Here is a 23,675-nt window from a genome sequence, read left to right on the forward strand (position 1 = left end):
AGAGCAACTAGCCTGCAACCTGCTTGACGCGGGCGATCAGCTCGTCGACGGCCTTGTCGACCGGGACCTTCTCGCTCACGATCCGGTTCATGGCCTTCGCCCACACGTTCTCGTTGTTGAGGATGGTGAACTTCCAGTTCTTGGTGAAGTCGAACGGCGCGGTGCCGCCCTTGAACTGCGCGTACACGGCCCGGCGGTGCTTGTCAGCCTGCCAGAACGGGCTTTCCTGGCTTTCCTTCGTCACCGGGAACCAGCGGCCGAGCGCGCCTTCGATGTAGGGACGGACATTCTCTTCCTGGAGCAGGAAGCTGATGAACTGCTTGGCCTCGGGCTTGTTCTTGGCCGCGGTGAAGATCAGCCCGGTCTTGACGTCGGAGCGGTAGCGGATGGTCGAACCATCGGGGGCCTTCGGGAACGACGCGGTGATGATGTCCTGCTCATAGGCCTTCTTGCCGGCGTCGCGCTGTTCCTGCGTGAGGGCCTGGTTCTGCGAGTCCTCGTACCACTTCGCCGCGATCGAGATCGTGAAATTGTGGGTCATCACGATCGTCTTGTTGTGGAAGGCGACGTTGTTGTCCGGATCCTTCCAGGTCGTCGAGGACGGCGGGGTGCAGCCCTTGATGTAGGTATCGGTGTAGTCCTTCATCGCCTTGATCAGGTTCTCGCGGACGTTGGGATCGTCGACCGTGAGCTTGCCGTCATCGTCGACCAGCTTGACGTGATAGGCGTCCATGAAGGTGTAGAACGACTGGAATGCGTCGGTGGATTCGACGCCCATCGGCTGGCCGACGGCATAGATGCGCTGGCCGGTGGCCTTGCGGATCGCAGGCTGCACCTTGTCGCACCAGAACGACCAGTAGCCGTTCCAATCATTCGGGATGTCGCTCTGCTTGAAGCCGGCCTTCTCCAGCATGTCGTTCCAGATCTGGACGTGCATGCTCTGCTGCTTCAGCGGGAAGCCGTAATAAGCCTTCTTCTTGGCCACGTCGTTATAGAGGATCGAGGCCTCCAGCGTATTCTGGACGAACCGGTCCTTGATCGGATCCATGACGTCGGTGAGATCCTCGAGCTTGCCCTCGTAGGCCCACTTGCCCTGCGCCTGCACGTCGTAGGAATCGGAATAGGCGACATCAGGCACGGTGCCGGCATCGAGTGCTGCGACCGTCTTCGGAATCATGTCCTGGATCGCGTACTGCGACAATTCGACCTTGATGCCGGTCTTGGCTTCGAACTTCTTGATCGTCTCGATCAGCGCGTCGTCTTCGGAGCGATAGAAGCCCTTGCTCCACCAGACCGTAATCGTCTTTTGCTGCGCAAATGCGGGTGCAGCGGCTGCAAACAGCCCAGCTGCAGCGACCGCGATTGAGATTGCGCCAATAACCTTGGATTTCACGTTTTTCTCCCTCAAGCCGCCGGTGTTTTAACCGGTCGGATAAAACACTAGCCCATGGCCGCTATCCGATCTAGCGGCATGTTGTCAGACATAGGTCGAGGTGTATCGGGCGCTCGGAGATGCTTAACGCGCGCATCGATCCAATCGCCGCATCAATTCGCCCCGATCAATTCGCGTGATCGGCGGACTCGATCCCCAGTTGGATACCTCAGTTTGATTTGGCGCCTTCTTTGGCGTTTTCCGCCGTCGGCGATCCCTCCGGAGCCTGTCCCTTTCCGCCGGTGATGCGCTGTTTCAGCAGGTCGAGGAAAGGAGACGCCGCGGGCGACTGGCGGATCAGGGCTTCCGGATCCGGGAAGATCAGCGGGTCGTCCCAGGGACCCTGCACCATGAACGGGAGTTGGAAGCCAGAGGTTGTATTGAGGCTCGCCACACCCTTCATGTCGTATTCGCGCGTCGGCACTGATGCGGTGCCTGTCAGCGTGATCTTCGCGGCCGGCCCTTCGATGCGGATGTCCTCGGCGGTGGCTATCCCATCAGCGAATTTCACCGCGATGGTGAGATTGTCGTAGGGCGTCGAGCCGTTGCGAAAATTGCCGCCGCCCGACAGCGGCCGGCGCTCGAGCCGCTTCAGCAGCTGCTCGGCATTGAAGCCCGCGATCGCGCCGTCATGGCCTGTCACGGTGGCGGTGCCGTCGAGCGACTGCACCAGGCCGAACGGGCTCGAGCCCGAGGCGACGAGCGACACGTTGATGTTGCCGCGGCCGGACAGCTTGTTGACGCCGAACAATTCGGAGGCGCAGGCCTGGAGGTCGACGTCAGTGAACTGGAGTTGCGCCTTGATGTCGGCGACCGTATCGGCGCGCGAGATGCCGAACGAGCCCTTGGCGATACCGCCATAGACCTGAGCCTCGCCGACCGAGAGCGCCAGCGTGCCGTTGCGCAAATTGGCACCGATCGCGGTGCGGCCGAGCTTCGAAGGACCGACCGTCAGCCTGGCTGCCGACAGGCGCATGTCGAGGTCGGTGCTCGACAATCCGTTGAGATCGAACAGCTGCCTGTTCCAGTCGCGCGCGCCGCTCGCGAGCAGGCGGAAGGTGGAGATATAGGGCGTCAGGTCGAGCGCGTCGGCGGCAAGCGTCGCTTGCAGCGTCTGCCGGCCGTTATTGGCATAGGTGATCACGCCCTCGGCGGTGTTGCCGTCGAGCTCGACATTGACGTTGGTCAGCGCGATGGAGGCGCCGACGACATTGGCACGCGCCTTCAGCGCGAAGCGGCCGAAGCCGCCGCTGCCTGGCTGCGGCTGGCCGGTCCAGCGCAGCGCGTTGCGCAAGGACGGGCTGTCGATGGTGAGCGTGCCTTCCATCATCGGGCTGGTGCGGTTGGCGACGCTGCCGTCGAAAGCGAGCTTGAGCGGCGCGCTGGCGATCCGCGCCTTCAGGCCCGAGCGATCGCCGGAGAGGGCCGCGACGAAATCGGCGAAGCTGATCGAGCCGTCGACGCGCTCGCCGCGCCAGTCGAACTGCCCGGTTGCGGCAAAGGAGCGCGAGATCGAAGGCCACGCCAGCGACAGGTCGATGTCCTCGAGTTTCTCGGTGGCGTTCGTCGCCACGTCCTCGTAGTCGAGCACGCCGTCCTGGATGCGGATCTCGGAAAACGACACGGGGTTGTCGGCGCCGGGCTTCATCGTCCGCGCGATGGTCTGGATGAAGGGGGTCCAATTGCTCTCGCCATCCGGCTTCAGGCTGACATGGATGTGTGGCCGCAGTAGCGTCAGGTCGGCGATCTCGAACCGTTGCAGCAGCAGCGGCAAAAGCCTGAGATTGGCCGTGAGCACGTCGACATGGAGCGCAGGGTCGCTGGTGCCGCCACCCTTGAGGCCGACGTCATGGAATGAGATGTAGCTCGCCGGCAGCACCGAGATGTCGATGTTGCCCGCCACGCTGAGCTCGAGTCCGGTGACGTCGCGGATCTGTGCTTCCACGGCCTTGCGCAGCGCATCGCGGTTGATGAGCCAGGAGGTCGCGATCAGCGCGATCAGCACGACGCCGAGCAGCGCCGCGATCGGCGTCCCGAGGCGCTTCATTCCTTGGGCCATGGTCAATGGCGTGTCCTGATCGGGTTGGACGTTGGAGCCAGAAGGGCGGGGTCGGGAAACCTGCGCGTCGCCACGCCCAATGCCTGTTATGTTAAGTCCCGCAACTTGATGGGTTTTCTTGTCGCTTTCAAGGCCGGGGACGGGCCTGCCCACGGCGTGGGCAGCTTCTAGCACCGGCCCTCGGAATGGAGAACCCCGTATCATTGACGGCTTTGGAGGAATTCGCCTAATAATCGCCGCCGACAAGGCGCGACGCCTGCCGCAGATTTCAGTCGAGGGTTTTTGCATGAATAAGGTCTATCCCGACGCCAAGTCGGCGCTCGAGGGTGTTCTCAAGGACAACATGATGATCATGTCGGGCGGCTTCGGCCTCTGCGGCATCGCCGAGTCGCTGTCGGATGCGATCCGCGACTCCGGCGTCAAGGGTCTGACTGTGGTCTCGAACAATGCCGGCGTCGACGGCATCGGGCTCAGCCGCCTGCTGGAGACCCGCCAGATCAAGAAGATGATCTCGTCCTATGTCGGCGAGAACAAGCTGTTCGCCCAGCAATTCCTGGCCGGCGAGCTGGAGCTCGAATTCAATCCGCAGGGCACGCTGGCCGAGCGCATTCGCGCCGGCGGCGCCGGCATCCCGGCCTTCTACACCAAGACGGGCGTCGGCACGCTGATCGCCGAAGGCAAGGAGGTGAAGGAGTTCGACGGCGAGAAGTATCTGATGGAGCGCGGCCTGTTCGCCGACCTCGCCATCGTGCACGCCTGGAAGGGCGACACCGCCGGCAACCTGATCTATCGCAAGACCGCGCGCAACTTCAACCCGATGATGGCGACCGCGGCCAAGGTCACCGTGGCCGAGGTCGAGCATCTGGTTCCGGCCGGTGAACTCAATCCCGATCACATCCATACGCCCGGCATTTTCGTGAAGCGCATCGTCGAGGTCGGCACGGCCAAGAAGCGCATCGAATTCCGCAACACCCGCCCGCGTACTGCCGCCTAAGGAGAGTCACATGGCCTGGACCCGTGAACAGATGGCTGCGCGCGCCGCGAAGGAATTGCGTGACGGCTACTACGTCAATCTCGGCATCGGCATCCCGACGCTGGTCTCGAACTACATCCCTGAAGGCGTCGACGTCAGCCTGCAGAGCGAGAACGGCATGCTCGGCATGGGCCCGTTCCCCTATGAGGGCGAAGAGGATGCCGATCTGATCAATGCCGGCAAGCAGACCGTGAGCGAGCTGCCCTCGACCTCCTATTTCTCGAGCGCGGATTCCTTCGGCATGATCCGCGGCGGCCACATGGATCTGTCGATCCTCGGCGCCATGCAGGTGGCCCAGAACGGCGATCTCGCCAACTGGATGATCCCGGGCAAGATGGTCAAGGGCATGGGCGGCGCGATGGACCTCGTCGCCGGCGTCAAGCGCGTCGTCGTGGTGATGGAGCATTCCGCGAAGGACGGCCCCAAACTCCTGAAGAAGTGCAGTCTGCCGCTGACCGGCGAGCGCGTCGTCGACATGGTCGTCACCGATCTCGCGGTCTTCACCATCGACAAGCACGGCGACGGTGGCATGGCCCTGATCGAGCTCGCCGACGGCGTCACGCTCGACGAGGTCAAGGCCAAGACCGAAGCCGAATTCCGCGTCGCGTTGAAGAACACGTAAGGTCTTCGCGAAGGGGGCGCGCATGACGATACGGTCTGCGCGTCCGCAAGACGCCGATTTCATCGCAAGAATTATCCTGTCATCGATGCGCGGCTACCGGTCGCGCGGCTGATTCGACATTGCGCTCGGCTGGCCTGAACCCAATTGCCTCGATTTCATCGCGCGCCTTGCCACGGCGCGCGCGATATCGATGTGGCACGTCTCGCAGTTCCTGGTCGCGGAGATTGACGGAAAGCCGGTCGCGGCGCTGTGCGCCGTGCCTGCGGCGAACACCGGGATTTTGGCCTGGCGCGCGATTGAAGAGGTTGGTTTCGCGACCACGCTTCGCACCATCGCCTCTCGACCTTTGGGCGTCAAAGGCGCATTCTTGTGGACGTTCATCTGGTCTCTCCCTGGAACACTGAAGCTTCGCAACCTCAGCTTCCTCGGTTCAGACCAGATGGACAACCTCCTGAGAGACCACAGCTAGGCCGCGGAGGTTGACGGCACGTCGGCCGGCCTGGCCCGCGGCCGCATGCCCTTGCGCCATTCCGTGATCGTGCAAGCGAAGTGGCTGCGGAACCAGCGGGCCATGGCGCTCTGGGCAGAGAAGCCGAGCTGTGCGGCGATGTCAGCCAGCGGCCGGTCGGGATCCTCGATCAGCTGGGTCACGAGATCGGCGCGCTGCGCCTCGAGAATCGCGGAGAAGCTGGTGCCGGCTTCTGCGAGGTGACGGTGGATGGTGCGGCGGGTGCAGGCGAGATGCTCAGCCACGCGCTCGACGGTGCAGTCGCCGCTCGCGAGCAGGATGCGCACGACCTCGTCGACCTTCTCCTCCCAACTTGCCGGCCGGCTTTCGATCGCCTCGATCCGCTTGCGCAGATAGCTCGCGATCAGGGGATGCGCGCTCGGAATCCGCCGCTCCATGTCGTGCGCCGACAGCAGGATCGCATCCTCCTCCGCGTTGAAGATCACGCGGCCGCCGAAAAACTCGTGGTAACGCTTGCGATCGCGCGGCGGCGGATAATGCAGGCGCACCTCCAGCGGCCGCCAGTCGCTGCTGAACAACGACCGGATGATGCGATGGATGCTGCCGAGCGCCATGTCGATCGACTGCCGCGGCGCGGTCGGCTGCCGGCCGCGCAGATGCAGCGTCAGCGTCACGGTCTGCTTGTCCCTGGCGACGTCGAGCTTCATGCCGTCGTGGTGGACATGGATGAAGCGGGAGAAAGCTTCGATGGCCTCGCCGACGGTGGCCTGTTCGCGTACGATCAGGCCGACTGCGCCGAAATTGGTCAGTCCGCCGTGCTCAGCGAGCCGCAGGCCGAAATCTTCAGCACCGGAGGCTTCTGCCGACATTTCGAGCAGGCGACGCAGACTTGCGACGGCGATCGGGGTATCCGGCTTGTCGAGAACGGCCAGCGGCAGCCTGGCCTTGCGCATCATGTATTTGGGGTCGAGCCCGACCGACCGGGCGACGTCCGGGTAATAGCTCAACCCTGCGCTGCGAATGAGGTCGGTCATGCGACACGTTCCTGTCAGCCATTCCCGCAGATGTCCCGAAATGTAAAGTTTCTGTCCCGATCCGTCAAATCCGAGAATGGGCTGGAACATACATAGGGGAAAGCGAAGCACCGGCGCGAATGCGGTGCGGATGACGGCGGGGCGCGATGAAGCCCTCGGCCGTCTCGCTTCATTTGACCAAGACATTGCTGGATCGGGATTATGCCGGGGAATATGTTTTCCAAGGGTGAGGTATTCGTCATCGAAACCGACGCCGCCTCCCGCGAACAATTGTCCGACGCGCTCCAGCGAAGCGCCTATAACGTGATCTGCTTTGCCGACGGCGCATCGCTGTTGTCGGAAGCCAAGGCGCGGATGCCGGCCTGCGTTGTGCTCGAGATGCCGCCGGATCGCTCCGCGCTCGATGTGCTCAAGCGCCTGCGCGAGGAAAATTGCATGGCGCCGGTGCTGGTGACGTCGGCGAACGGCAGCATCGCGATGGCGGTCGATGCCATCAAGAGCGGTGCAGCCGATTTCATCGAGAAGCCGTTTCGCACCCACGAGGTGGTCGATCGGATCGATGCCGCGATCGACGAATCCGTGCAGCCGGATTCAAACCGGCGACGCTGGCCGCCCGATTGCGAACCCCTGACCGCGCGCGAAGGCGACGTGCTGGCGCATCTGGCCGCCGGCCTGACCAACAAGGAGGTCGCCCGGCGCATGCATCTGAGCGCACGCACGGTCGAGGGCTATCGCGCCAGCATCTTGAAGAAGGCCGGCGCCAAGAACGTGACCGATCTGCTTCGCCGCATCTTCGGCCAGGGTTCGCCCACCAAGGTCTGAAAGTTAATGTCCAAGCGAGTTGTGGCGCGGCGTGATGACGCGTTCCGCGGCCATCATGCTGCCGCAGCTGCGCCCAACGGAAACCCCAATCGAACCGGTTCCTTCGCTGCCGCGTCTTACCACGATGGCGCGGCGTGTTTTCGCGCGCCCAGTTGGCTGCGCGACGACATCGGCAGGGAGAAATTGGATGCGCACGATCGCAAAATGTCTGACGACGACGAGCCTGGTTCTGATGGCCACCGCGCTCGCCTCGCCCTCATGGGCTGCCGATGTGGACGCCACATCGGCCATCGACACCGTCACCGTCTATCCCGACGGTGCCACCGTCACCCGCGTGATCGCGATCGACCTCGCGTCCGGCGACTCGACGCTGGTCGCGAAGGATTTTCCTCTCTCGCTCGATCCGTCCTCGCTCCGCGTCGAAGGTGAGGCCGGCGCGAAGCTCACCATCGGTACCGTCGATGCGCGGCCGCCGCGCGCGGCGCCGCCGGTCAATGTCCCCGAGCTCGACAAGCGCATCGAGGCGCTGAAGGACGAGCGCGCGGATCTGCAAGGCGCGATCGATGCGGCCACAGCCCGGCGCAAATTCGCGCAACGCTTCGCCGAAGCCTCTCCCGCCGGTCTCGGCGACAAGGGCGAGGCGCGCCCGATCACCGAATGGCGTGCGGCCTTTACCGCCGTGGCTGACGAAGTCGCGGCCGCAGACACCACGATCCGTGATGCCGCGCGAAAGCAGCGCGAGATCGATCGCCAGATCGCGCAACTCGAAGCCGATCGTTCGGCCAAGCCGCCGAGCAAGCTCGAAGTTCGCATCGATGTCGCCTCCGTAGCTGCGACCAAGGCGACGCTGCGGGTGACTTACGCCGTGCGCAATGCGCGTTGGATTCCGCTTTACGATGCCCGGCTCGACACCGGCGCCAAGGACCGCAAGCCGCAGCTCGAGCTGGTCCGCCGCGCCGAGGTCACGCAATCGACCGGCGAGGACTGGTCGAATGTTGCGCTCGGCGTTTCCACGGTCCGTATCGCCCGTGCTGGCAGCGCGCCAGAGCTGGGCTCGCTGGTCGCGCAATATCCGCAACTGCCGAAGCCGCGCGCGCTGGGCTCGGCCGCGGATACGGCCATGCCGGCGCCTGCATCTGCGCCGGCATCGCGAAAGATGGAGGCGGCACGAAGCAGGGAGGAATTTGATCTGCCGGCCCAGCGTGCCGATGAACAGCAAGCCATTGCCGAGATCGGCGATTTCCAGGCCACCTTCAAGATTCCCGGCCGCGTCAGTCTTGGTGCTGCCGAGGGCGCGAAGAGCCTGCGCATCGCCTCGATGAGCGTGCCTGCTGATCTCGCGGTACGCGCCGCACCGGTGCAGGACCCCACCGCCTTCCTCGAAGCCAGCTTCAGGCCGACCGAAGACACCGCGTTGTTGCCTGGCAAGGTCGCGATCTACCGCGACGGCATCTTCGTCGGCCGCGGCAAGCTCTCGGCATCGGCCAGGGACGACGTCGTCCGGCTCGGCTTCGGCGCCGACGACAAGGTCAAGATCGAACGCGCGGTGCTCAGGCGCAACGAGGGCTCGGCCGGCCTCCTGGTCACGACCTCGAAAACCGACGAGCGCGCGTTCAAGACCACTGTCCGCAACGGCCACGACTTCCCGATCCACGTCGCGATCGAGGACCAGCTGCCGGTCAGCGAGAACGAGGACATCGTCGTCGAGATGCTGCCCGCGACCACGCCGCCCACGGCAAAGGATATCCGCGACAAGCGCGGCGTGCTGGAATGGTCGTTCGACGCCAAGCCCGGCGAGGTCCGCGACATCAACTTCGCCTGGCGCGTCCGCTGGCCGAAGGACAAGAACGTGGTGCTCGTCCCGTCGGGTTGAGCGCGCTTCTTCACCTCGCCCCGGAGGAACGGGGAGAGGTGGACGGGAGCGCAGGCTATTCCTTCACCGCGCCGGTGAGCGAAGACACGTAGTAGTCCACGAACAGCGAGTAGAAGATCGCGACCGGCAGCGAGCCGAGCAGCGAGCCCGCCATCAGCGCGCCCCATTGGTAGACGTCGCCGGTGACGAGCTCGGTCAGGATCGCGACCGGCACCGTCTTGTTGGCGCCGCTCTGGATGAAGGCGAGCGCGTAGATGAACTCGTTCCAGGATAGCGTGAAAGAAAAGATGCCAGCCGAGATCAGGCCCGGCACCGCGAGCGGCAGCGTGATCCGCCGCAGTATCTGCAGCCGCGTCGCGCCGTCGACCAGCGCGCATTCCTCGAGCTCGTACGGTATCGACTTGAAATAGCCGATCAGCAGCCAGGTGCAGAACGGCACCAGGAAAGTCGGGTAGACCAGGATCAGGGCCAGCGGCGAGTCGAACAGGCCGAACTGCACCACCACCGTGGCGAGAGGGATGAACAGGATCGACGGCGGCACGAGGTAAGCGAGATAGATGCCGAGCCCGACATAAGCGCTGCCGCGGAAGCGCAGGCGCTCGATGGCGTAGGCGGCAAGCGTGCTCGCGACCAGCGACAGCGTGGTCGCCCCGATCGCCACCAGCATCGTCGTCCACAGCCAGCGCGGATAGGACGTGTCGAACAGCAGGTGCTTGATATGCGCCAGCGTCGGGGAGGAGATCCAGAACGGATTATGCTCCCGGTAGTTCAGCAGCTCCGCGTTCGGCTTGAACGAAGTGATCGCCATCCAGTAGAACGGAAACAGCAGGATCAGGACGAAGCAGCCGAGCGGCAGATAGATCATCATCAGTCGGCGCAGCCCGGAATCCCACGCCATGGTGTCGGGTGCGGCTTTGGCGTCAGCGACGGCGGCGCGTTGCGCGACGGTGTCAGTCATTGGCCTCTCCCTGCTGCCATTTGCGGCGCGCCAGGCCGAAATAGGAAAACAGCGTCGCGAACACCAGGAAGGGGATCATCGACACCGCGATGGCCGCGCCTTCGCCGAGCTCGCCGCCGGCGATGCCGCGCTGGAACGCGAGTGTGGCCAGCAAATGCGTCGAGTTGCCGGGACCGCCCCGGGTGATTGCGTAGACCAGCTGGAAGTCGGTGAAGGTGAAGATGATCGAGAAGGTCATGACGATCGCAAGGATCGGCATCATCATCGGGAAGGTGATGTAGCGGAAACGCTGCCAGGAACTGGCGCCGTCGAGCATCGCAGCCTCGTAGAGCGAGGGCGAGATGGTCTGCAGTCCCGCCAGCAGCGAGATCGCCACGAACGGAATGCCGCGCCAGATGTTGGCGGCGATCAGCGAGAACCGCGCCGGCCACGGCGAGCCGAGGAAGTCGATATTGCTGCCGCGCCAATGCAGCACGTCGACCAGCAGGTAGGAGATGATCGAGAATTGCGGATCGTAGATCCACCAGAACGCCAGGGCCGACAGCACCGTCGGCACGATCCAGGGCAGCAGGATGATCGCGCGCAGCACGCTCTTGAACGGAAAATGGTTGTTGAGCAGCAGCGCGAGCCAGAAGCCGAGCGCAAACTTCCCGAAGGTCGCGATACCGGTGTAGACCACGCTGTAGAACACCGCGTTCCACCACAGCGGATCGCTGAGCAGATACTGGAAATTGTCGAGGCCGACGAAGATGCCCTTCTGGCCGATCGTGGTGTCGGTAAAGGCGAGCCAGATGCCGAGCCCGAGCGGATAGGTCAGAAACACCGCGAGCAGTCCGATCGCAGGCGCGAGACACATCACGATCAGGAACGGCTTGTAGTCGAACAGGCGCACGAGCCAGTTCGGTTGCCGCTTGCCCAGTGCAGGGGAGGAGAGGGTGGTAACGGACATCGGGGCGTCGTCTTGTCTGAAGTGTCACCGCATCGTCATTGCGAGCGAAGCGAAGCAATCCAGTCTGTCTCCGCGGTTACAGTCTGGATTGCTTCGTCGCTTCGTTCCTCGCAATGACGGTTGCTCGTCGTCGGCAGTTACCTCTGTCGCCGGAAGTACCGCTTGCAGCGCTGCTCGGCTTCGGCGGCCGCCGCTTCCGGCGTGGCCGCGCCGGTTGCCACGGATGCGAACATCTGGATCAGCACATAGTCCGCGGTGACGGCTCCGCTCGCGGTCGAGATTGGCCCCTTGTAACCGCTGTAATAGGTGCTGTTCATCGTGTCCTTGAAGATCTTCACCTTGGGATCGCCAGACCACACTGCAGAATCCGCATAGGCCGCCAGCGGCTGGGCCCAGTAGCCTGAGTTGGCGTTAAGCCACGGCTCGTACTGGTCCTTTTCCAGCATGTATTGCAGGAGGGCCTTTGCCGCGTTGGGATACTGGCTGTGCTTGAAGACCATCGCATTGAGTGTGAGGCCATCCATCGGTGAGACCTTGGCCAGGCCCTTCGGCAGCAGCTGATGCTCGCTGTCGTCGGCGATCGCCTTGGTCGCCGGATCGTTCTTGAGGGAGAAGTACAGCGAGACGCCGTTGGCGGTCAGTGCGATCTCCTGGGCGGAATAGGCACGGTTGTTGCTGACGTCGTTCCACGATGTCGTGCCGGCGATGAAGGTCGGGTAGAGCTGCTTGACCCAGTTCAGAGCGGCGATCGTCTCCTTGCTGTTGATGGTGACGCCGCCCTCTTCGTCCAGCAGTGCCGCATTGTGCGACCACAGCGCCCAGTTCGCGAAGCCGGTGCCATCGCCCCTGGCATTGCCGAGCGCAAAACCCGCCGGCTTGCCGGCCTTCTGCAGCTTCTGGCACAGGTCGAGGATGCCGGCATGATCCTCCGGCACCTTGTCGAACCCGACTGATTGCAGGATCGACTTGCGGTAAATCAGGGGACCCCCGCTCGCGCCGAAGGGCAACCCGATCCAGGTGTCGCTCTTGTTCTTCTTGCCGTAGCGCTGGGCCAGCGGCAGCCAGCCGCCGTAACGCTTGCCGACATAGTCGGCGACATCGGTCAGCTCGATCAGCTTGTCGATATAGATGTGCGGCGCATCGGAGAAGCCGATGATGATGTCGGGGCCGGCGCCGGAATTGGCGGTGACCGCGGTCTGCTGGTTGATGTCCTCCCAGCCGACGAAATCGACCTTGACCTCGACCCCGGTGTCCTTGGTGAACTTGGCCGTATTGGCGCGGAACACGTCTTCGTCGGCCTGGACGAAGCGCACTGGCCGCAGCATGCGAAGCGTCGCGCCCTTCTCGATCGGCAGTTTCGGGGCAGGGACGTCCGCTGCCTTGATCGTCGATTGAGCATTCGCCGGCGCGCCTGATGCCGCTACAGCCGCAGCGGACAGGCCCAACGCCAAGGCATCACGACGTGTGATGTCGTTCCTCATCCGTTCCTCCCTGTGATGTCTCCCTTCCCGGCGTTGATCGCCGGTGAAGGGCCGTCTCGGTCTTTTGCCGTCCCGCGGCGCGCGTTGCGCCGGCCGCCTCAGCTGTTGGGCCCGCGATCCATGCTGACGGGCTGCCAGCGGCGGAGCGCGGTGTCTTGCAGCACCGACGGATTGACACAGCTTACCGGCCACATGCCCTGAAGCACCAGTGACAATTCGTAGCCCACCCGGCGCTTGCGCGCTTCGTCGAACCGTGCCGAGGCCGAGGCGACATGGGCGGTCAGGGTCACGTTCTCCATGCTCAGGATCGGGTTGTTGTGCGACGGCGGTTCCTTTTCCAGCACGTCGAGCGCCGCGTGCGCGATCCAGCCCTCCTGCAGCGCCTTGATCAGGCTCTCCTCGTCGACCGTGGCGCCGCGCCCCGTATTGATGAAGACCGAGCCCTTCTTCATCTGCCGAAAATGCTTCTCGGTCAGCATGTGATGCACTTCGGGCCGGGCGGGGGCGTGCATTGACACGAAGTCGGACTGCGACAGCACCTCGTTAAGCGTTGCCGGCATCACGCCGTGGTCGTACATCAGCGTTTCCTGGATGAAGGGATCGTAGGCCATCATGCGCAGTCCGAAGGGAGCGGCGCGCTTCGCAACCGCACGCGCGACGCGGCCGAACGAGATGAAGCCGAGCGTCTGACCCATCAATCGCGGGATCTTCAGCAGCGCGGGCCGGCCCTCGGACCAGCGGCCCGTGCGCACCATCTTGTCCTGCTCGATCAGCCGGCGGAAGCCTGCCAGCAGCAGCATCATGGCGTGGTCGGCGACTTCCTCGATGAAGGTATCGGGGATGTTGGTGACGGGAATGCCGCGCGCGGTCGCGGCCTTGATGTCGACGCTGTCGACGCCGACCGAGCCGAGCGTGATCACCTTGCAGTTCTCCAGCGAGTCGATGATGTTCTTGGTGATCGGGATGGCCTTGGCGTAGATCGCGTCGGCATGTCTGGCGGCGGCGATGAACTCCGCCTCGTTGGCCGGCGCCTCGACGATCTCGGCATCGATCGGATCGAGCGCCTCGCGCTCGTAGGAATAATCGCTGCCCGCGACCGTGAAGCTCGCGCCCTTCGGCGTCACCACCCTGTATTTCGGCATGTCCTGCTCCCGATTTGGTTTGTCGGTTCTTGTTGCGGCTCGGCCTCGTGGGGCCTTTGCGTCTTTTACGCGAAATCGGCGCGAGTGCGTACAATTCCCGGTTGACGCCGCCGCGATTGTTCACCGTTGTTCCCGGCGGCCTAGGGGCTTCTACGGAGGCCTGTAAGTAACTTGCTAAGGGGTCTCATACTAAATGCTGAGTCAATTTCGATCGATTCACTCGCGTGCCCGTATCCCTTTTCTCCGGAGTCCATCCCGTGAAGTTGAGCAATCTGAAGATCGCCCCCAAGCTTGGCATCCTCGTCGGCGTCACCCTGTTCGGTTTGTGTATCTCCGGGGTTCTCGCCGGATATCTGATGAAGCGCGAGATGGTGAATGCGCGCATCGACCAGACCAAGTCCATCGTGGAAGTGGCGCTCAGCTTCGCGGGCAATCTGAAGAAGCGCGTCGATGCCGGTGAGCTGACCAAGGATGCGGCCATGGCCGAGCTTCGTCGCTACGGCAACGCGATGACCTACGACAACGGCACGGGCTATCTGTTCGGCACGTCCTATGACGGCATCACCCAGCTCGCGCCTGATCCGAAGCAGGTTGGCCAGAACCGCATGGACATTCTGACCAATGGCCGCAATCTCTCCAGGGATTGGATGGACGGCGTCAAGGCCAACGGCTCGATGCTGCTGTTCTACGAGTACATGAAGCCCGGCCAGGAAAAGCCGATCCGCAAGGTCGGCTATTCGGCGGCCGTTCCCGGCTTCGACATGTATCTCGGCACCGGCGGCTATCTTGAAGATATCGATGCCAAGATGGTTCCGATCTACTGGTTGCTTGGCCTCGCGATGCTCGTCATCGTCGTTATCGCCGGCAGCGTCGCCTGGATGCTCGGCCGCAGCATCAGCCGCCCGCTGGCCCTGCTCGGCGCCCGCATGAAGGACCTCGCCGACGGCAAGCTGGAGGGCGACATCCCCGGCGTCGGCCGCGGCGACGAGGTCGGCGCGATGGCTGCGACCGTCCAGATCTTCAAGGACAATGCGCTTCGCATCCGCGACCTCGAGAAGACCGAAACGGCGGCGATGGAGCGTGCGGCGGCGGAACGTCGCAGCGCGATGCAAGACATCGCGAGCGACTTCGAACGCAGTGTCAACGGCATCGTCCGCTCGGTGTCCTCGGCCGCGGCCGGCATGCAGTCGACGGCGCAGTCGATGACCGCGACCGCCAGCGATGCCTCCTCGCGGGCAGCAACGGTCGGCGCGGCCTCGCAGAAAGCCTCCGGCAATGTCGGCACGGTCGCCGCCGCCGCCGAAGAGCTCTCGAGCTCGGTTGCGGAAATCTCCCGCCAGGTGACGCGCTCGACCGAAGTGGCGAGCCGTGCCGTCAGCGACGCCGAACGTACCAACGCCACGGTGCAGGAGCTCTCCACCGGCGCCGAGAAGATCGGCGAGGTGGTCAAGCTCATTCATTCGATCGCGGCGCAGACCAACCTGCTCGCGCTCAACGCCACCATCGAGGCCGCGCGTGCCGGTGAATCCGGTCGCGGCTTCGCCGTCGTCGCCTCCGAGGTCAAGGCGCTGGCCAACCAGACCGCCAAGGCGACCGAGGAAATCTCCGCCCAGGTCGCGGCGATGCAGACTTCCACCAGCGATGCCGTCGCAGCGATCGGCGGCATCACGCAGACCATCGCCGAGATGAGCGAGATCACCGCCGGCATTTCGGCCTCGATCGAGCAGCAGGGCGAGGCCACCCGCGAGATCGCCCGCAACATCCAGTCGGTTGCGGCCGGCTCGAGCGAGATCAACGCCCATATCGGCAGCGTCACGTCGGCCGCGCAAGCGACCGGCGCTGCGGCCGGCGACGTGCTGACCAACGCGCGCGAGCTGGATCACCAGTCCGGCGCGCTGCGCAGTGCGGTGGACGGCTTCCTCGCCAAGGTTCGGGCGGCCTGATTCCTGGCGCTGAATTCGGTCGGTGGGCGATGACGCGCAAGCGCCGCGCCCACCTTTTCCTTTTCTTGAGCAGTCGCGATTTATCTCACCGCAGACCCCTGTCGTGACGCGATGACGACGCCGGCGAGCACCAGCGCGTAGCCGATCAGGTGAAACGGCTGGAGCTTCTCCCCGAGCAGCAGGATCGCCATCGCCGAGCCGAACACCGGCACCAGATGGAAGAACGGCGCGGCGCGGTTCGGCCCGATCAGCGCGACGCCGCGGTTGAAGAAGAGATAGGCGAGGGTCGAGGGAAAGATCAGGATGTAGCCGAGCGTCATCAGAGTCTCGGTGTCGAAATGCAGCGCCCGGCCGCTCCATCCTTCCCAGACCGCCGTGGGCAGCAGCATCATGGCGCCACAGCATGTGGTGAAGGACAGAAACGACAGCTGATGAACCTTCGGCCGCCGCGGGATGAAGGCGGAGTAGATTCCGAACGCGACCAGCGAGGAGGCGAACATGATGTCGCCCCTGTTGAACGAGATGCTCGCCAGCGCAGCGAGATCACCGCGCAGGATGATGATCAGCACGCCGATCAACGATATCGCGATCCCGGCAAGCTGCCCGCCGGTGAGCCGCACGCCGAACAGCACCAGCGACCACAGCGCCACGAACAGCGGACCTGCCGACTGGATCAGCAGCGCGTTCAGCGCCTCGGTATATTGCAGGGCCCAGTAAGAAATCGCATTGTTGAAGGCGAAGCCGACGAGCGACAGGAACAGCATCAGCGGCAGGCTGTTCCGCAATGCGGGCCAGTCGCGCTTCAGGTGCGGCCACGAGAACGGCAGCAGGATCAGGAACACGCCGAACCAGCGGATCGTGGTCACCGTGAGCGGCGGCACATGCGCGCCGACATGGCGCGCGATCACGATGTTGCCGGCCCAGAACAACGAGCTCAGGCTCAACAGCAAATAGGGCTGGTCGTTGAGCCAGCTGGCGGGATTTGATGCGGGGGGCGCGGGCGAGGCGATCGTCATTGGCGTCGAGCGCGAGCTTGCGCCGGTTCGCCGTCACGACACAAGTCACACCGCCGCAATGCTACGATGCAGCTGCGACCCGAGAGGTGCCATTGGCGGTCAATATATTGAACAGCGAAACTAGGTCGCCTGCTTGCGTGACGCCACGAACACGCCCGACAGCACCAGCGCGAAGCCGATGAAGTGGAAGGCCTGCGGCCGCTCGCCCAGGAAGGCCATCGCCATGATCGAGCCGAACACCGGCACGACGTGGAAGAACGGCGCGGCGCGGTTAGCGCCGATCAGCCGGACGCCACGGTTGAAGCAGAGATAAGCGAGCGTCGATGGAAACACCGCGACATAGAACAGGGTGAGCAGATTCGGCTCGTCCAGCTTCATGACGGGGCGCGCCGATAGCTCCCAGATCTCCAGCGGAACGAGGCACGCCGCGCCGGCGCCGAAGGTGAAAGCAAGGAACGACAGGCCGTGGATCGGCGGCCGCTTCAGGGTCAGCACGGAATAAAGCGCGAAGATGATCAGCGCGACCATGAAGATCAGGTCGCCCTTGTTGAAGGCGATGTTCGACAGCGTGGTGAGATCGCCATGCAGCAGGATGATCAGCACGCCGCACATGGAGAGAGCCACGCCGAAGGCCTGCGCCGCAGTCAGACGGATGCCGAGGATGGCGAGCGACCACAGCGCCACGACGAGAGGCGCGGCCGACTGCAGCAGCAGGGTGTTGAGCGCCTGGGTATGTTCCAGCGCCCAATATTGCAGTGTGTTGAAAGCGCCGATTCCGGTGATCGAGAGCGCGATCATCAGGCCGAATTTGCTGCGGATCGCCGGCCAGTCCTGGGCGAGGTGCTTCCAGGCAAACGGCAGCACCAGCAGGAAGGCGAAGGTCCAGCGCAGGAAGGACAGCGTCACCGGCGGGATGTGTCCGGCGGCCATCCGTCCCACAATCGCGTTGCCGGCCCAGCACAGCGCGGTGATGCCGAGCAGGAGATAAGGCTGGTTGGCAATCCAGTGCTGGCCGGATGTTTCGGCGCTCGTGGTCTGGCCGGTGGCGGACATCGTGATTGTTATGGCCCCGCGGTGGAATGCACCAAGAAGAACGCCAAGGCCTGCGGCCCGGCTTCGTCCGGACCGGTTGAGAGCCGGCACCGTTCAAAGACATGGAAATCGAGGTTGCATCAACGGCGGCAGGTGCAACGCGACCATGCAGCGGCAGGTGCTGCGCCTAGCGCTTTGGTCGAGATCTGCGCATGGCCGGCGAAGATTTCCGGATTTTCGGGGGATATCAAAGGCTTGGATCGGGCATTGGATCCTCAAAAAGCCCCGTTCTTGCTTGCTTAGGAAGGCCGCTTCCTTTATCCGGTGGGGCTGCCCCGCGTACGAACGGCACCAGGCCGGGAATTGGGCTGGGCGCAGGCATGATCCCGGAAAAGTGGGTACCGGTTTTCCGATTGGATCATGCCACTTAAGAGAGTATTCTTCGAAGGATTACCCGCGAATGGCCAATGTTGTCGTCGTCGGCGCCCAGTGGGGCGACGAAGGAAAGGGCAAGATCGTCGACTGGTTGTCGGAGCAGGCGGACATCGTCGTTCGCTTCCAGGGTGGCCATAACGCCGGCCATACGTTGGTCATCAACGGCGCGACCTATAAGCTCGCGCTGCTGCCCTCCGGTGTGCTGCGCGAGGGCAAGCTCTCCGTGATCGGCAACGGCGTGGTGTTCGATCCCGCGGCCTTCCTCGACGAGGTGACCAAGCTCAGGGCGCAGGGCGTTGCGGTTTCGCCGGAAAACCTGCGCGTCGCCGAGAACGTCACCCTGATCCTGCCGCTGCACCGTGAGCTCGACGCCTTACGCGAATCCTCCAATGCCGCGACCGCGATCGGCACCACCCGCCGCGGCATCGGACCCGCCTATGAGGACAAGGTCGGTCGCCGCGCCATCCGCCTGATGGACCTCGCCGATCTCGATACGCTCCCGCACAAGATCGACCGGCTGCTTGCGCACCACAACGCGCTCCGTCGCGGCCTCAACCTGCCGGAGTTCGACGGCAAGGAGATCCTGAAGGAGCTGAGCGCGCTGGCGCCGCAACTGTTGCCCTACGCGGAAACCGTGTGGCGCCTGCTCGACATCGAGCGGCGTGCCGGCAAGCGCATGTTGTTCGAGGGCGCGCAAGGCGCGCTGCTCGACGTCGACCACGGCACTTATCCTTATGTCACCTCGTCCAACACGGTGGCGGCGCAGGCCGCGACCGGCGCCGGTCTGGGACCGAGCGCAGTCGGTTATGTGCTCGGCCTGTGCAAGGCCTACACGACCCGCGTCGGCCAGGGCCCGTTCCCGACCGAGCAGGACAACGCGGTCGGCCGCAAGATCGGCGAGCGCGGCCGCGAATTTGGCACCAACACCGGCCGGCCCCGCCGCTGCGGCTGGTTCGATGCCGTCCTGGTCCGCCAGACGGTGCGGACCTGCGGCATCAACGGGCTGGCGCTGACCAAGCTCGACATTCTCGACGGCTTCGATTCGATCGACGTCTGCGTCGGCTACAAGCTCGACGGCAAGGAGATCGATCATCTGCCGGCCGGCGAGGGCGCCCAGGCCCGGGTCGAGCCGATCTGGGAGACCATCGAGGGCTGGAAGGAGCCGACGGCCAACGCCCGCTCCTGGGCCCAGCTGCCGGCCCAGGCCATCAAATATGTCCGCCGGATCGAGGAATTGGTGGGGTGCCCGGTCGCGCTGCTTTCCACCAGCCCCGAACGCGAGGATACTATCCTGGTGCAAAACCCGTTTGAGGCTTAACGATCTCTTACCAGGACGCGGATATAGTTGAGTAGAAATGGCTGATTACTATCCGCTGATCGCCCGCGCTATTGCCGCCCTGGACCCTAACGCTCCCGGCGAAAGCCGGCGCGCGCTCTATGAGCGTGCGCGCACGGCCCTGATCGCCCAGTTGCGCAGCGTGCAGCCGCCGCTGTCCGAATCCGAGATCACCCGCGAGCGGCTGTCGCTGGAAGAGGCCGTCCGCAAGGTCGAATCCGAGGCCGCCCTGCGCGCCCGCGAGGCCTCGCGCCCGGGCGGCGGCGCCCGCAGTGGGGGCGGGAGCGGCGATGCGTTCCGCCGCGCCAGCGCCCGTGCCGCCGAGACCAACCCGTCCGCACCCCCTCAGCCGTCCGCGCCGCCGCGGGCCCGAACTGCGGCGCCGCGCAACGACCGTCCGCCGCTCGGCAGCGACGACCAGGGCGAGGCTCCGCGTCCGCCGCGCGCTCCGCGTTTCGATGCGCCACGCCAGCCGTCTCCGCCGGAACCGCCGGCCGGGCGCGATCGCTCGCCTCCGCGCCGTCCACAGGACGGCGGACCGCCTCCGCTGCCGCCGGCACCGGGCGTGCGCGGGTTCCGCGACATCACGGCCGACGTCAACGATCTCGGCGGAGCCGCCGCGCAGGCCAATCGCGCGGCGCGCCGGACCTACGCCAACGTGCCCTCGCCCACGCCGGAATTCGACCGGCTGGAGCCGAGCCTGGAAAATCGCGCCGCCGAGCCCGATGCGCCCTATTCCTATGACGAGTCGATGGAGGAGGCCGAACGCTACACGCCGCCGTCGCCGCGTCCGCGCATCGCGCCCAATCAGGACGCCAAGAAGCGCGCCGGCAGAGGCTCCGTGTTCCCGTTCAAGAGCGCGATCGCCATCGGCATCGTGCTGATCCTGGTCGGCGCCGGTATCCTTTGGGGCAAACAGCTGGTCCAGACCGCGACCAATATGTTCAAGTCGTCCCCTACCCAGGTGGTGGAGGCGCCGAAGGATAGTTCGCAGCCGCAGAGCAAGCCCAAGATTCCGGATCGCGTCGGCCAGCCCTCGGCCAGCGACCAGCCTGCCGCGCCGGTGGCGCAGAAGGTCGTGCTCTATGACGAGGATCCGTCCGACCCGAAGGGCAAGCAATATGTCGGCTCGGTGGTGTGGCGGCTCGAACCGATCAAGGCGTCGGGCAACCAGAAGGCCGACGTCGCCGTGCGTGCCGACATCGAGATCCCCGAGCGCAAGTTCAAGATGACGATGTCGTTCCGTCGCAACACCGACTCGTCGCTGCCGGCGAGCCACACGGCCGAGCTGACCTTCATCCTGCCGCCGGACTTTCCTGGCGGCAGCGTCTCCAACGTGCCGGGCATCCTGATGAAGTCGAATGAGCAGGCGCGCGGCACGCCGCTCGCGGGCCTCGCGGTCAAGGTCACCGACGGTTTCTTCCTCGTCGGCCTCTCCAACGTCGATGCCGACCGTGCCCGCAACGTCCAGCTCCTGAAGGAGCGTTCGTGGTTCGATGTGCCGCTGGTCTACGCCAACCAGCGCCGCGCCATCATCGCGATCGAGAAGGGCGCCCCCGGCGAGCGCGCCTTCAACGACGCCTTCGCCCAGTGGGGTGACTGAGGCTTCTCACCTCCCCCAGGGGAGAGGTGAGACCTCCAGCGGGCAGCTGCTGCTACCTGAAATTTGCCGGCCTTACTCCGCGGCCGCCTCCCGCTTGCGGGCTGCGGTGGCGGCTGCGTGCTCGCGGTCCATCACGGCGCGGCAGCCGGGGCTGAGCTGGGCCTTTTTATGCACCATGCAGGCGGTGATGCGCCGGATGTCAGGGATTTCATAGGAGCATAGCCGCATCGCATCGCCCGAGCACATCTGCTGCGCTTCGGACGAGAAGGCGAGGCTGGGTGATGCCTGAAGGGTGAGGGCGGTGGCGGCGACGGCCAACAGCGAAGCTGTGGTCTTGAGTGGCGAAGCGATGGTCTGGTTGCGTGTCATGAAGGATGCGTCCCCGAGTTCCGTGGATTGAACCACTTGGTTTTGGGGCGCCGCACGCGGCTTGAAATGTCGCATGTCACAGCCTTCACGCCGGGGACTCCAGCCCCCGCATGTGGTCGCTCGATTTCTTGATGTTCGAATCGAAAAGTGCTGCGCCGCCCGAGCGAAGTATGCGCCAAAGTCGCGAAGCTTCAATGGGAGGCGCGAAGGAATTCGCAGATGTTGCGCGTCCGTCACGCAATATGGGGTTACGCGCTCAGGTCGATTGATCGGACGATGCGCTCGTCGGTCCGTCGCTCGCCGCGAGGGCGGCGTGCTCCTCGACAGCCGTGATCCCCTTGGCGGTCAGTTCGAACAGGTCGCCATCCTTCGTCACGTAGCCGTCCGCGATCAGCTCGCCGACCTTGCCGTTCCGATCGTCGGCGAAGGCGACGGACTGGCTGATGTCCCTGAGGATCGAAAGCTGTTCCTCCCGCAACATCACGTCGTTCTCCGTTCGCCCGGGTCGGCGGACCCTCACATGCCGTGGCTCTCGAACACCTTGCTGCAGGATCGCGACAGCTTCGCACGATGGGCCTGCAGGCAGCCTTGCACTGCACCGTCATTGCCGAGATCCTTGCGGCACAGCCGCGAGGCATCACGCGAGCAGGCATTCTGTTCCTGCGGTGAGCCCATATGGCCTTGGGCGAGCACGGGCGTGTTCGACAGGCCGCCGAGGGCCGAGAGCGTGATCGTCGCCAGCAACAACAATTTACGAGGCATCGGCGGCTCCAGATCTGACGGTGAATTTCAAGGTCCTGTCTGAACTCGTCGCCTTGCCACTTGTTCCTCCTTCGAGCCGCGGTAACCCGCTATCCAAGGTTCCCGGCGCGCTGCTATAAAATCCGTCGGCGGATGAGGAGTCCTCGATGAAACGCTATCTGGTGTTTGCGCTCGTTGGTCCGTTCGTGGGCGGATTCCTGCTGCTGCTGACGACGACCTACCAGTCCGGCTACTGGACGCAGACGAGTCTCGACGAGGTCGGCAAGCTGTTCGCCGTGTTCTTCAAGAGCCTGCAATACAGCTATCTGTTCGGCCTGCTGCCCTCGCTGATGATCGGCGCGGTCGACGACATCCTGATCCACGTCAGGCGGGTCCGGCCGGGGCTGCGGATGCTGCTGGTCGGGCTGTTCGCTTTCATCCTGGCTGCGTTCACCTATGGCTCGCGCGGGCCGGATTCCGGCGCGGTGCAGTTCATCCTGTACGGGCTGGTCGGTTTCGTGCCGTCGGTGCTGTCATCCTGGATCGTGCATCACTATGTCGAGGAGCCGCAACCGGCAGCGGCGGCAAGCTGAGCGCGACTTCCTGACGCGACGCAGCAACCTCTGCTGCGTCACGGCGTTCTCCAATGGCCATGACCATGCCTGATGACGACATTCTCGCACCGCGCAAGCCCCGTTCCGGGACGCATCCGCGCGCCGACTTCTCGGGCCGCCAGACGCGCGCGCCGATCATCGACCAGGAGGGCCATGAGATCCGCCCCGAGACCCTGGAGCAGGGGTTTCGCGAATTTCGTTTCGAGTTCGGGGAAGGATCTGGCCGAGGATTTAGCCGAGGATTCGGCAACGCCAATCCATTCGGCAATCTGACGCGCGAGCAGCGGATCGCGCGGTTCGAGGCGATCGCAAAGCTGCTCGACGTCGCGTTCGTCCTGCCCGGCACCAATATCCGCTACGGCATCGACGGGCTGATCGGTCTGATCCCTGTCGTCGGCGACATCATCAGCACCGCGATCTCGCTGTGGCTCGTGCGTGAGGCCCGCGCGCTTGGCGCGCCCTGGTACATCACCGCGCGCATGCTGGGCAATGTCGCAGTCGACGGCGTTGTCGGGATCGTGCCGTTCGCCGGCGACGCCTTCGACGTCATGTTCCGCGCCAATATGCGCAACGTCCGCCTGCTGCGCCGCTGGCTCGACAAGCAGCCCCGGATGTAGGGCTCCTTGCTTCCTCGGCCTTCCTTCTCTCGTGTCCGGGGCACGAGAGTCTTGGTCTTGCTTCTGAACCAAAACGCAAAAAGCGCGATGACCTT

General features: G+C 64.4%; 22 protein-coding genes. 10 read left to right on the forward strand and 12 right to left on the reverse strand.

Annotation, left to right across the window (positions count from 1 at the left end; genetic code table 11):
- Positions 1-7 precede the first annotated feature (7 nt).
- Positions 8-1,393 (reverse strand): ABC transporter substrate-binding protein, encoded by a 1,386-nt coding sequence (locus ACVIIW_RS14415; RefSeq protein ID WP_456701357.1) that lies wholly within the window; start codon positions 1,391-1,393, stop codon positions 8-10.
- Positions 1,394-1,601: 208 nt separating this feature from the next.
- Positions 1,602-3,491 carry an AsmA family protein gene (locus tag ACVIIW_RS14420; RefSeq protein ID WP_456705154.1) on the reverse strand — a complete coding sequence of 630 codons (1,890 nt, stop codon included), beginning with the start codon at positions 3,489-3,491 and terminating at the stop codon, positions 1,602-1,604.
- A gap of 286 nt (positions 3,492-3,777) precedes the next feature.
- Between ACVIIW_RS14420 and ACVIIW_RS14425 the strand changes: the two genes are divergently transcribed.
- The 3 genes from ACVIIW_RS14425 to ACVIIW_RS14435 all read left to right on the forward strand — a co-directional run bounded on the left by ACVIIW_RS14425 (position 3,778) and on the right by ACVIIW_RS14435 (position 5,615).
- The gene (locus ACVIIW_RS14425; RefSeq protein ID WP_456701358.1) at positions 3,778-4,485 is read left to right on the forward strand and encodes a CoA transferase subunit A; all 708 of its coding nucleotides are present in this window, start codon (positions 3,778-3,780) and stop codon (positions 4,483-4,485) included.
- 10 nt (positions 4,486-4,495) lie between these two features.
- Entirely contained in the window at positions 4,496-5,146 is a 651-nt protein-coding gene (locus ACVIIW_RS14430; protein WP_456701359.1) for a CoA transferase subunit B, read from the forward strand.
- A 190-nt stretch (positions 5,147-5,336) separates the two neighbouring features.
- Positions 5,337-5,615, forward strand: coding sequence for a hypothetical protein (locus tag ACVIIW_RS14435; protein WP_456701360.1), 279 nt, complete (start codon positions 5,337-5,339; stop codon positions 5,613-5,615).
- Here ACVIIW_RS14435 and ACVIIW_RS14440 read toward each other — a convergent pair.
- Positions 5,612-6,649: an AraC family transcriptional regulator gene (locus ACVIIW_RS14440; protein WP_456701361.1), complete on the reverse strand. Its 1,038-nt coding sequence runs from the start codon at positions 6,647-6,649 to the stop codon at positions 5,612-5,614. The genes ACVIIW_RS14435 and ACVIIW_RS14440 overlap by 4 nt on opposite strands.
- A 201-nt stretch (positions 6,650-6,850) precedes the next feature.
- Between ACVIIW_RS14440 and ACVIIW_RS14445 the strand changes: the two genes are divergently transcribed.
- Entirely contained in the window at positions 6,851-7,471 is a 621-nt protein-coding gene (locus tag ACVIIW_RS14445) for a response regulator transcription factor (protein ID WP_456701362.1), read from the forward strand.
- 187 nt (positions 7,472-7,658) lie between these two features.
- Positions 7,659-9,344, forward strand: coding sequence for a mucoidy inhibitor MuiA family protein (locus ACVIIW_RS14450; RefSeq protein ID WP_456701363.1), 1,686 nt, complete (start codon positions 7,659-7,661; stop codon positions 9,342-9,344).
- Between the two features lie 55 nt (positions 9,345-9,399).
- On the opposite strand, the gene ACVIIW_RS14455 is transcribed toward ACVIIW_RS14450, so the two are convergent.
- From ACVIIW_RS14455 to ACVIIW_RS14470, 4 genes are all read right to left on the reverse strand, one after another.
- Positions 9,400-10,302, reverse strand: a complete 903-nt coding sequence (locus ACVIIW_RS14455; RefSeq protein ID WP_092227225.1) for a carbohydrate ABC transporter permease — start codon at positions 10,300-10,302, stop codon at positions 9,400-9,402.
- Positions 10,295-11,251 (reverse strand): carbohydrate ABC transporter permease, encoded by a 957-nt coding sequence (locus ACVIIW_RS14460; protein ID WP_456701364.1) that lies wholly within the window; start codon positions 11,249-11,251, stop codon positions 10,295-10,297. Before ACVIIW_RS14460 ends, ACVIIW_RS14455 begins: the two co-directional genes overlap by 8 nt.
- Positions 11,252-11,388: 137 nt before the next feature.
- A complete protein-coding gene (locus tag ACVIIW_RS14465; RefSeq protein ID WP_456701365.1) occupies positions 11,389-12,732 on the reverse strand; it encodes an ABC transporter substrate-binding protein in 1,344 nt (447 codons plus the stop codon).
- Positions 12,733-12,830: 98 nt separating this feature from the next.
- On the reverse strand, positions 12,831-13,874 hold the full coding sequence (locus tag ACVIIW_RS14470; RefSeq protein ID WP_456701366.1) for a C-terminal binding protein: 1,044 nt from the start codon (positions 13,872-13,874) through the stop codon (positions 12,831-12,833).
- Between the two features lie 257 nt (positions 13,875-14,131).
- Here ACVIIW_RS14470 and ACVIIW_RS14475 point away from each other — a divergent pair, with 257 nt between their 5' ends.
- Complete coding sequence (locus ACVIIW_RS14475; protein ID WP_456701367.1) at positions 14,132-15,817, forward strand: methyl-accepting chemotaxis protein; 1,686 nt, start codon at positions 14,132-14,134, stop codon at positions 15,815-15,817.
- 80 nt (positions 15,818-15,897) lie between these two features.
- On the opposite strand, the gene ACVIIW_RS14480 is transcribed toward ACVIIW_RS14475, so the two are convergent.
- A complete protein-coding gene (locus ACVIIW_RS14480) occupies positions 15,898-16,833 on the reverse strand; it encodes a DMT family transporter (protein WP_456701368.1) in 936 nt (311 codons plus the stop codon).
- Positions 16,834-16,953: 120 nt separating this feature from the next.
- Positions 16,954-17,886, reverse strand: a complete 933-nt coding sequence (locus ACVIIW_RS14485; protein WP_456701369.1) for a DMT family transporter — start codon at positions 17,884-17,886, stop codon at positions 16,954-16,956.
- 439 nt (positions 17,887-18,325) lie between these two features.
- Here ACVIIW_RS14485 and ACVIIW_RS14490 point away from each other — a divergent pair, with 439 nt between their 5' ends.
- Together ACVIIW_RS14490 and ACVIIW_RS14495 are read left to right on the forward strand one after the other, a co-directional pair.
- Positions 18,326-19,618, forward strand: a complete 1,293-nt coding sequence (locus ACVIIW_RS14490) for an adenylosuccinate synthase (RefSeq protein WP_456701370.1) — start codon at positions 18,326-18,328, stop codon at positions 19,616-19,618.
- 37 nt (positions 19,619-19,655) lie between these two features.
- Positions 19,656-21,239, forward strand: coding sequence for a hypothetical protein (locus tag ACVIIW_RS14495; RefSeq protein WP_456701371.1), 1,584 nt, complete (start codon positions 19,656-19,658; stop codon positions 21,237-21,239).
- Between the two features lie 72 nt (positions 21,240-21,311).
- Here the strand turns inward: ACVIIW_RS14495 and ACVIIW_RS14500 are convergent, their stop codons facing one another.
- The 3 genes from ACVIIW_RS14500 to ACVIIW_RS14510 form a co-directional block, all read right to left on the reverse strand.
- Positions 21,312-21,683 (reverse strand): hypothetical protein, encoded by a 372-nt coding sequence (locus ACVIIW_RS14500; protein ID WP_456701372.1) that lies wholly within the window; start codon positions 21,681-21,683, stop codon positions 21,312-21,314.
- A gap of 181 nt (positions 21,684-21,864) precedes the next feature.
- Positions 21,865-22,089 carry a hypothetical protein gene (locus ACVIIW_RS14505; protein ID WP_456701373.1) on the reverse strand — a complete coding sequence of 75 codons (225 nt, stop codon included), beginning with the start codon at positions 22,087-22,089 and terminating at the stop codon, positions 21,865-21,867.
- 35 nt (positions 22,090-22,124) lie between these two features.
- A complete protein-coding gene (locus ACVIIW_RS14510) occupies positions 22,125-22,370 on the reverse strand; it encodes a hypothetical protein (RefSeq protein WP_456701374.1) in 246 nt (81 codons plus the stop codon).
- A 146-nt stretch (positions 22,371-22,516) separates the two neighbouring features.
- Between ACVIIW_RS14510 and ACVIIW_RS14515 the strand changes: the two genes are divergently transcribed.
- Both ACVIIW_RS14515 and ACVIIW_RS14520 read left to right on the forward strand, forming a co-directional pair.
- Positions 22,517-22,942 (forward strand): DUF5413 family protein, encoded by a 426-nt coding sequence (locus ACVIIW_RS14515; RefSeq protein ID WP_456701375.1) that lies wholly within the window; start codon positions 22,517-22,519, stop codon positions 22,940-22,942.
- 59 nt (positions 22,943-23,001) lie between these two features.
- A complete protein-coding gene (locus ACVIIW_RS14520; protein ID WP_456705155.1) occupies positions 23,002-23,580 on the forward strand; it encodes a DUF4112 domain-containing protein in 579 nt (192 codons plus the stop codon).
- The last annotated feature ends 95 nt before the right edge of the window (positions 23,581-23,675 follow it).

This window comes from Bradyrhizobium sp. USDA 4449, assembly GCF_054056275.1.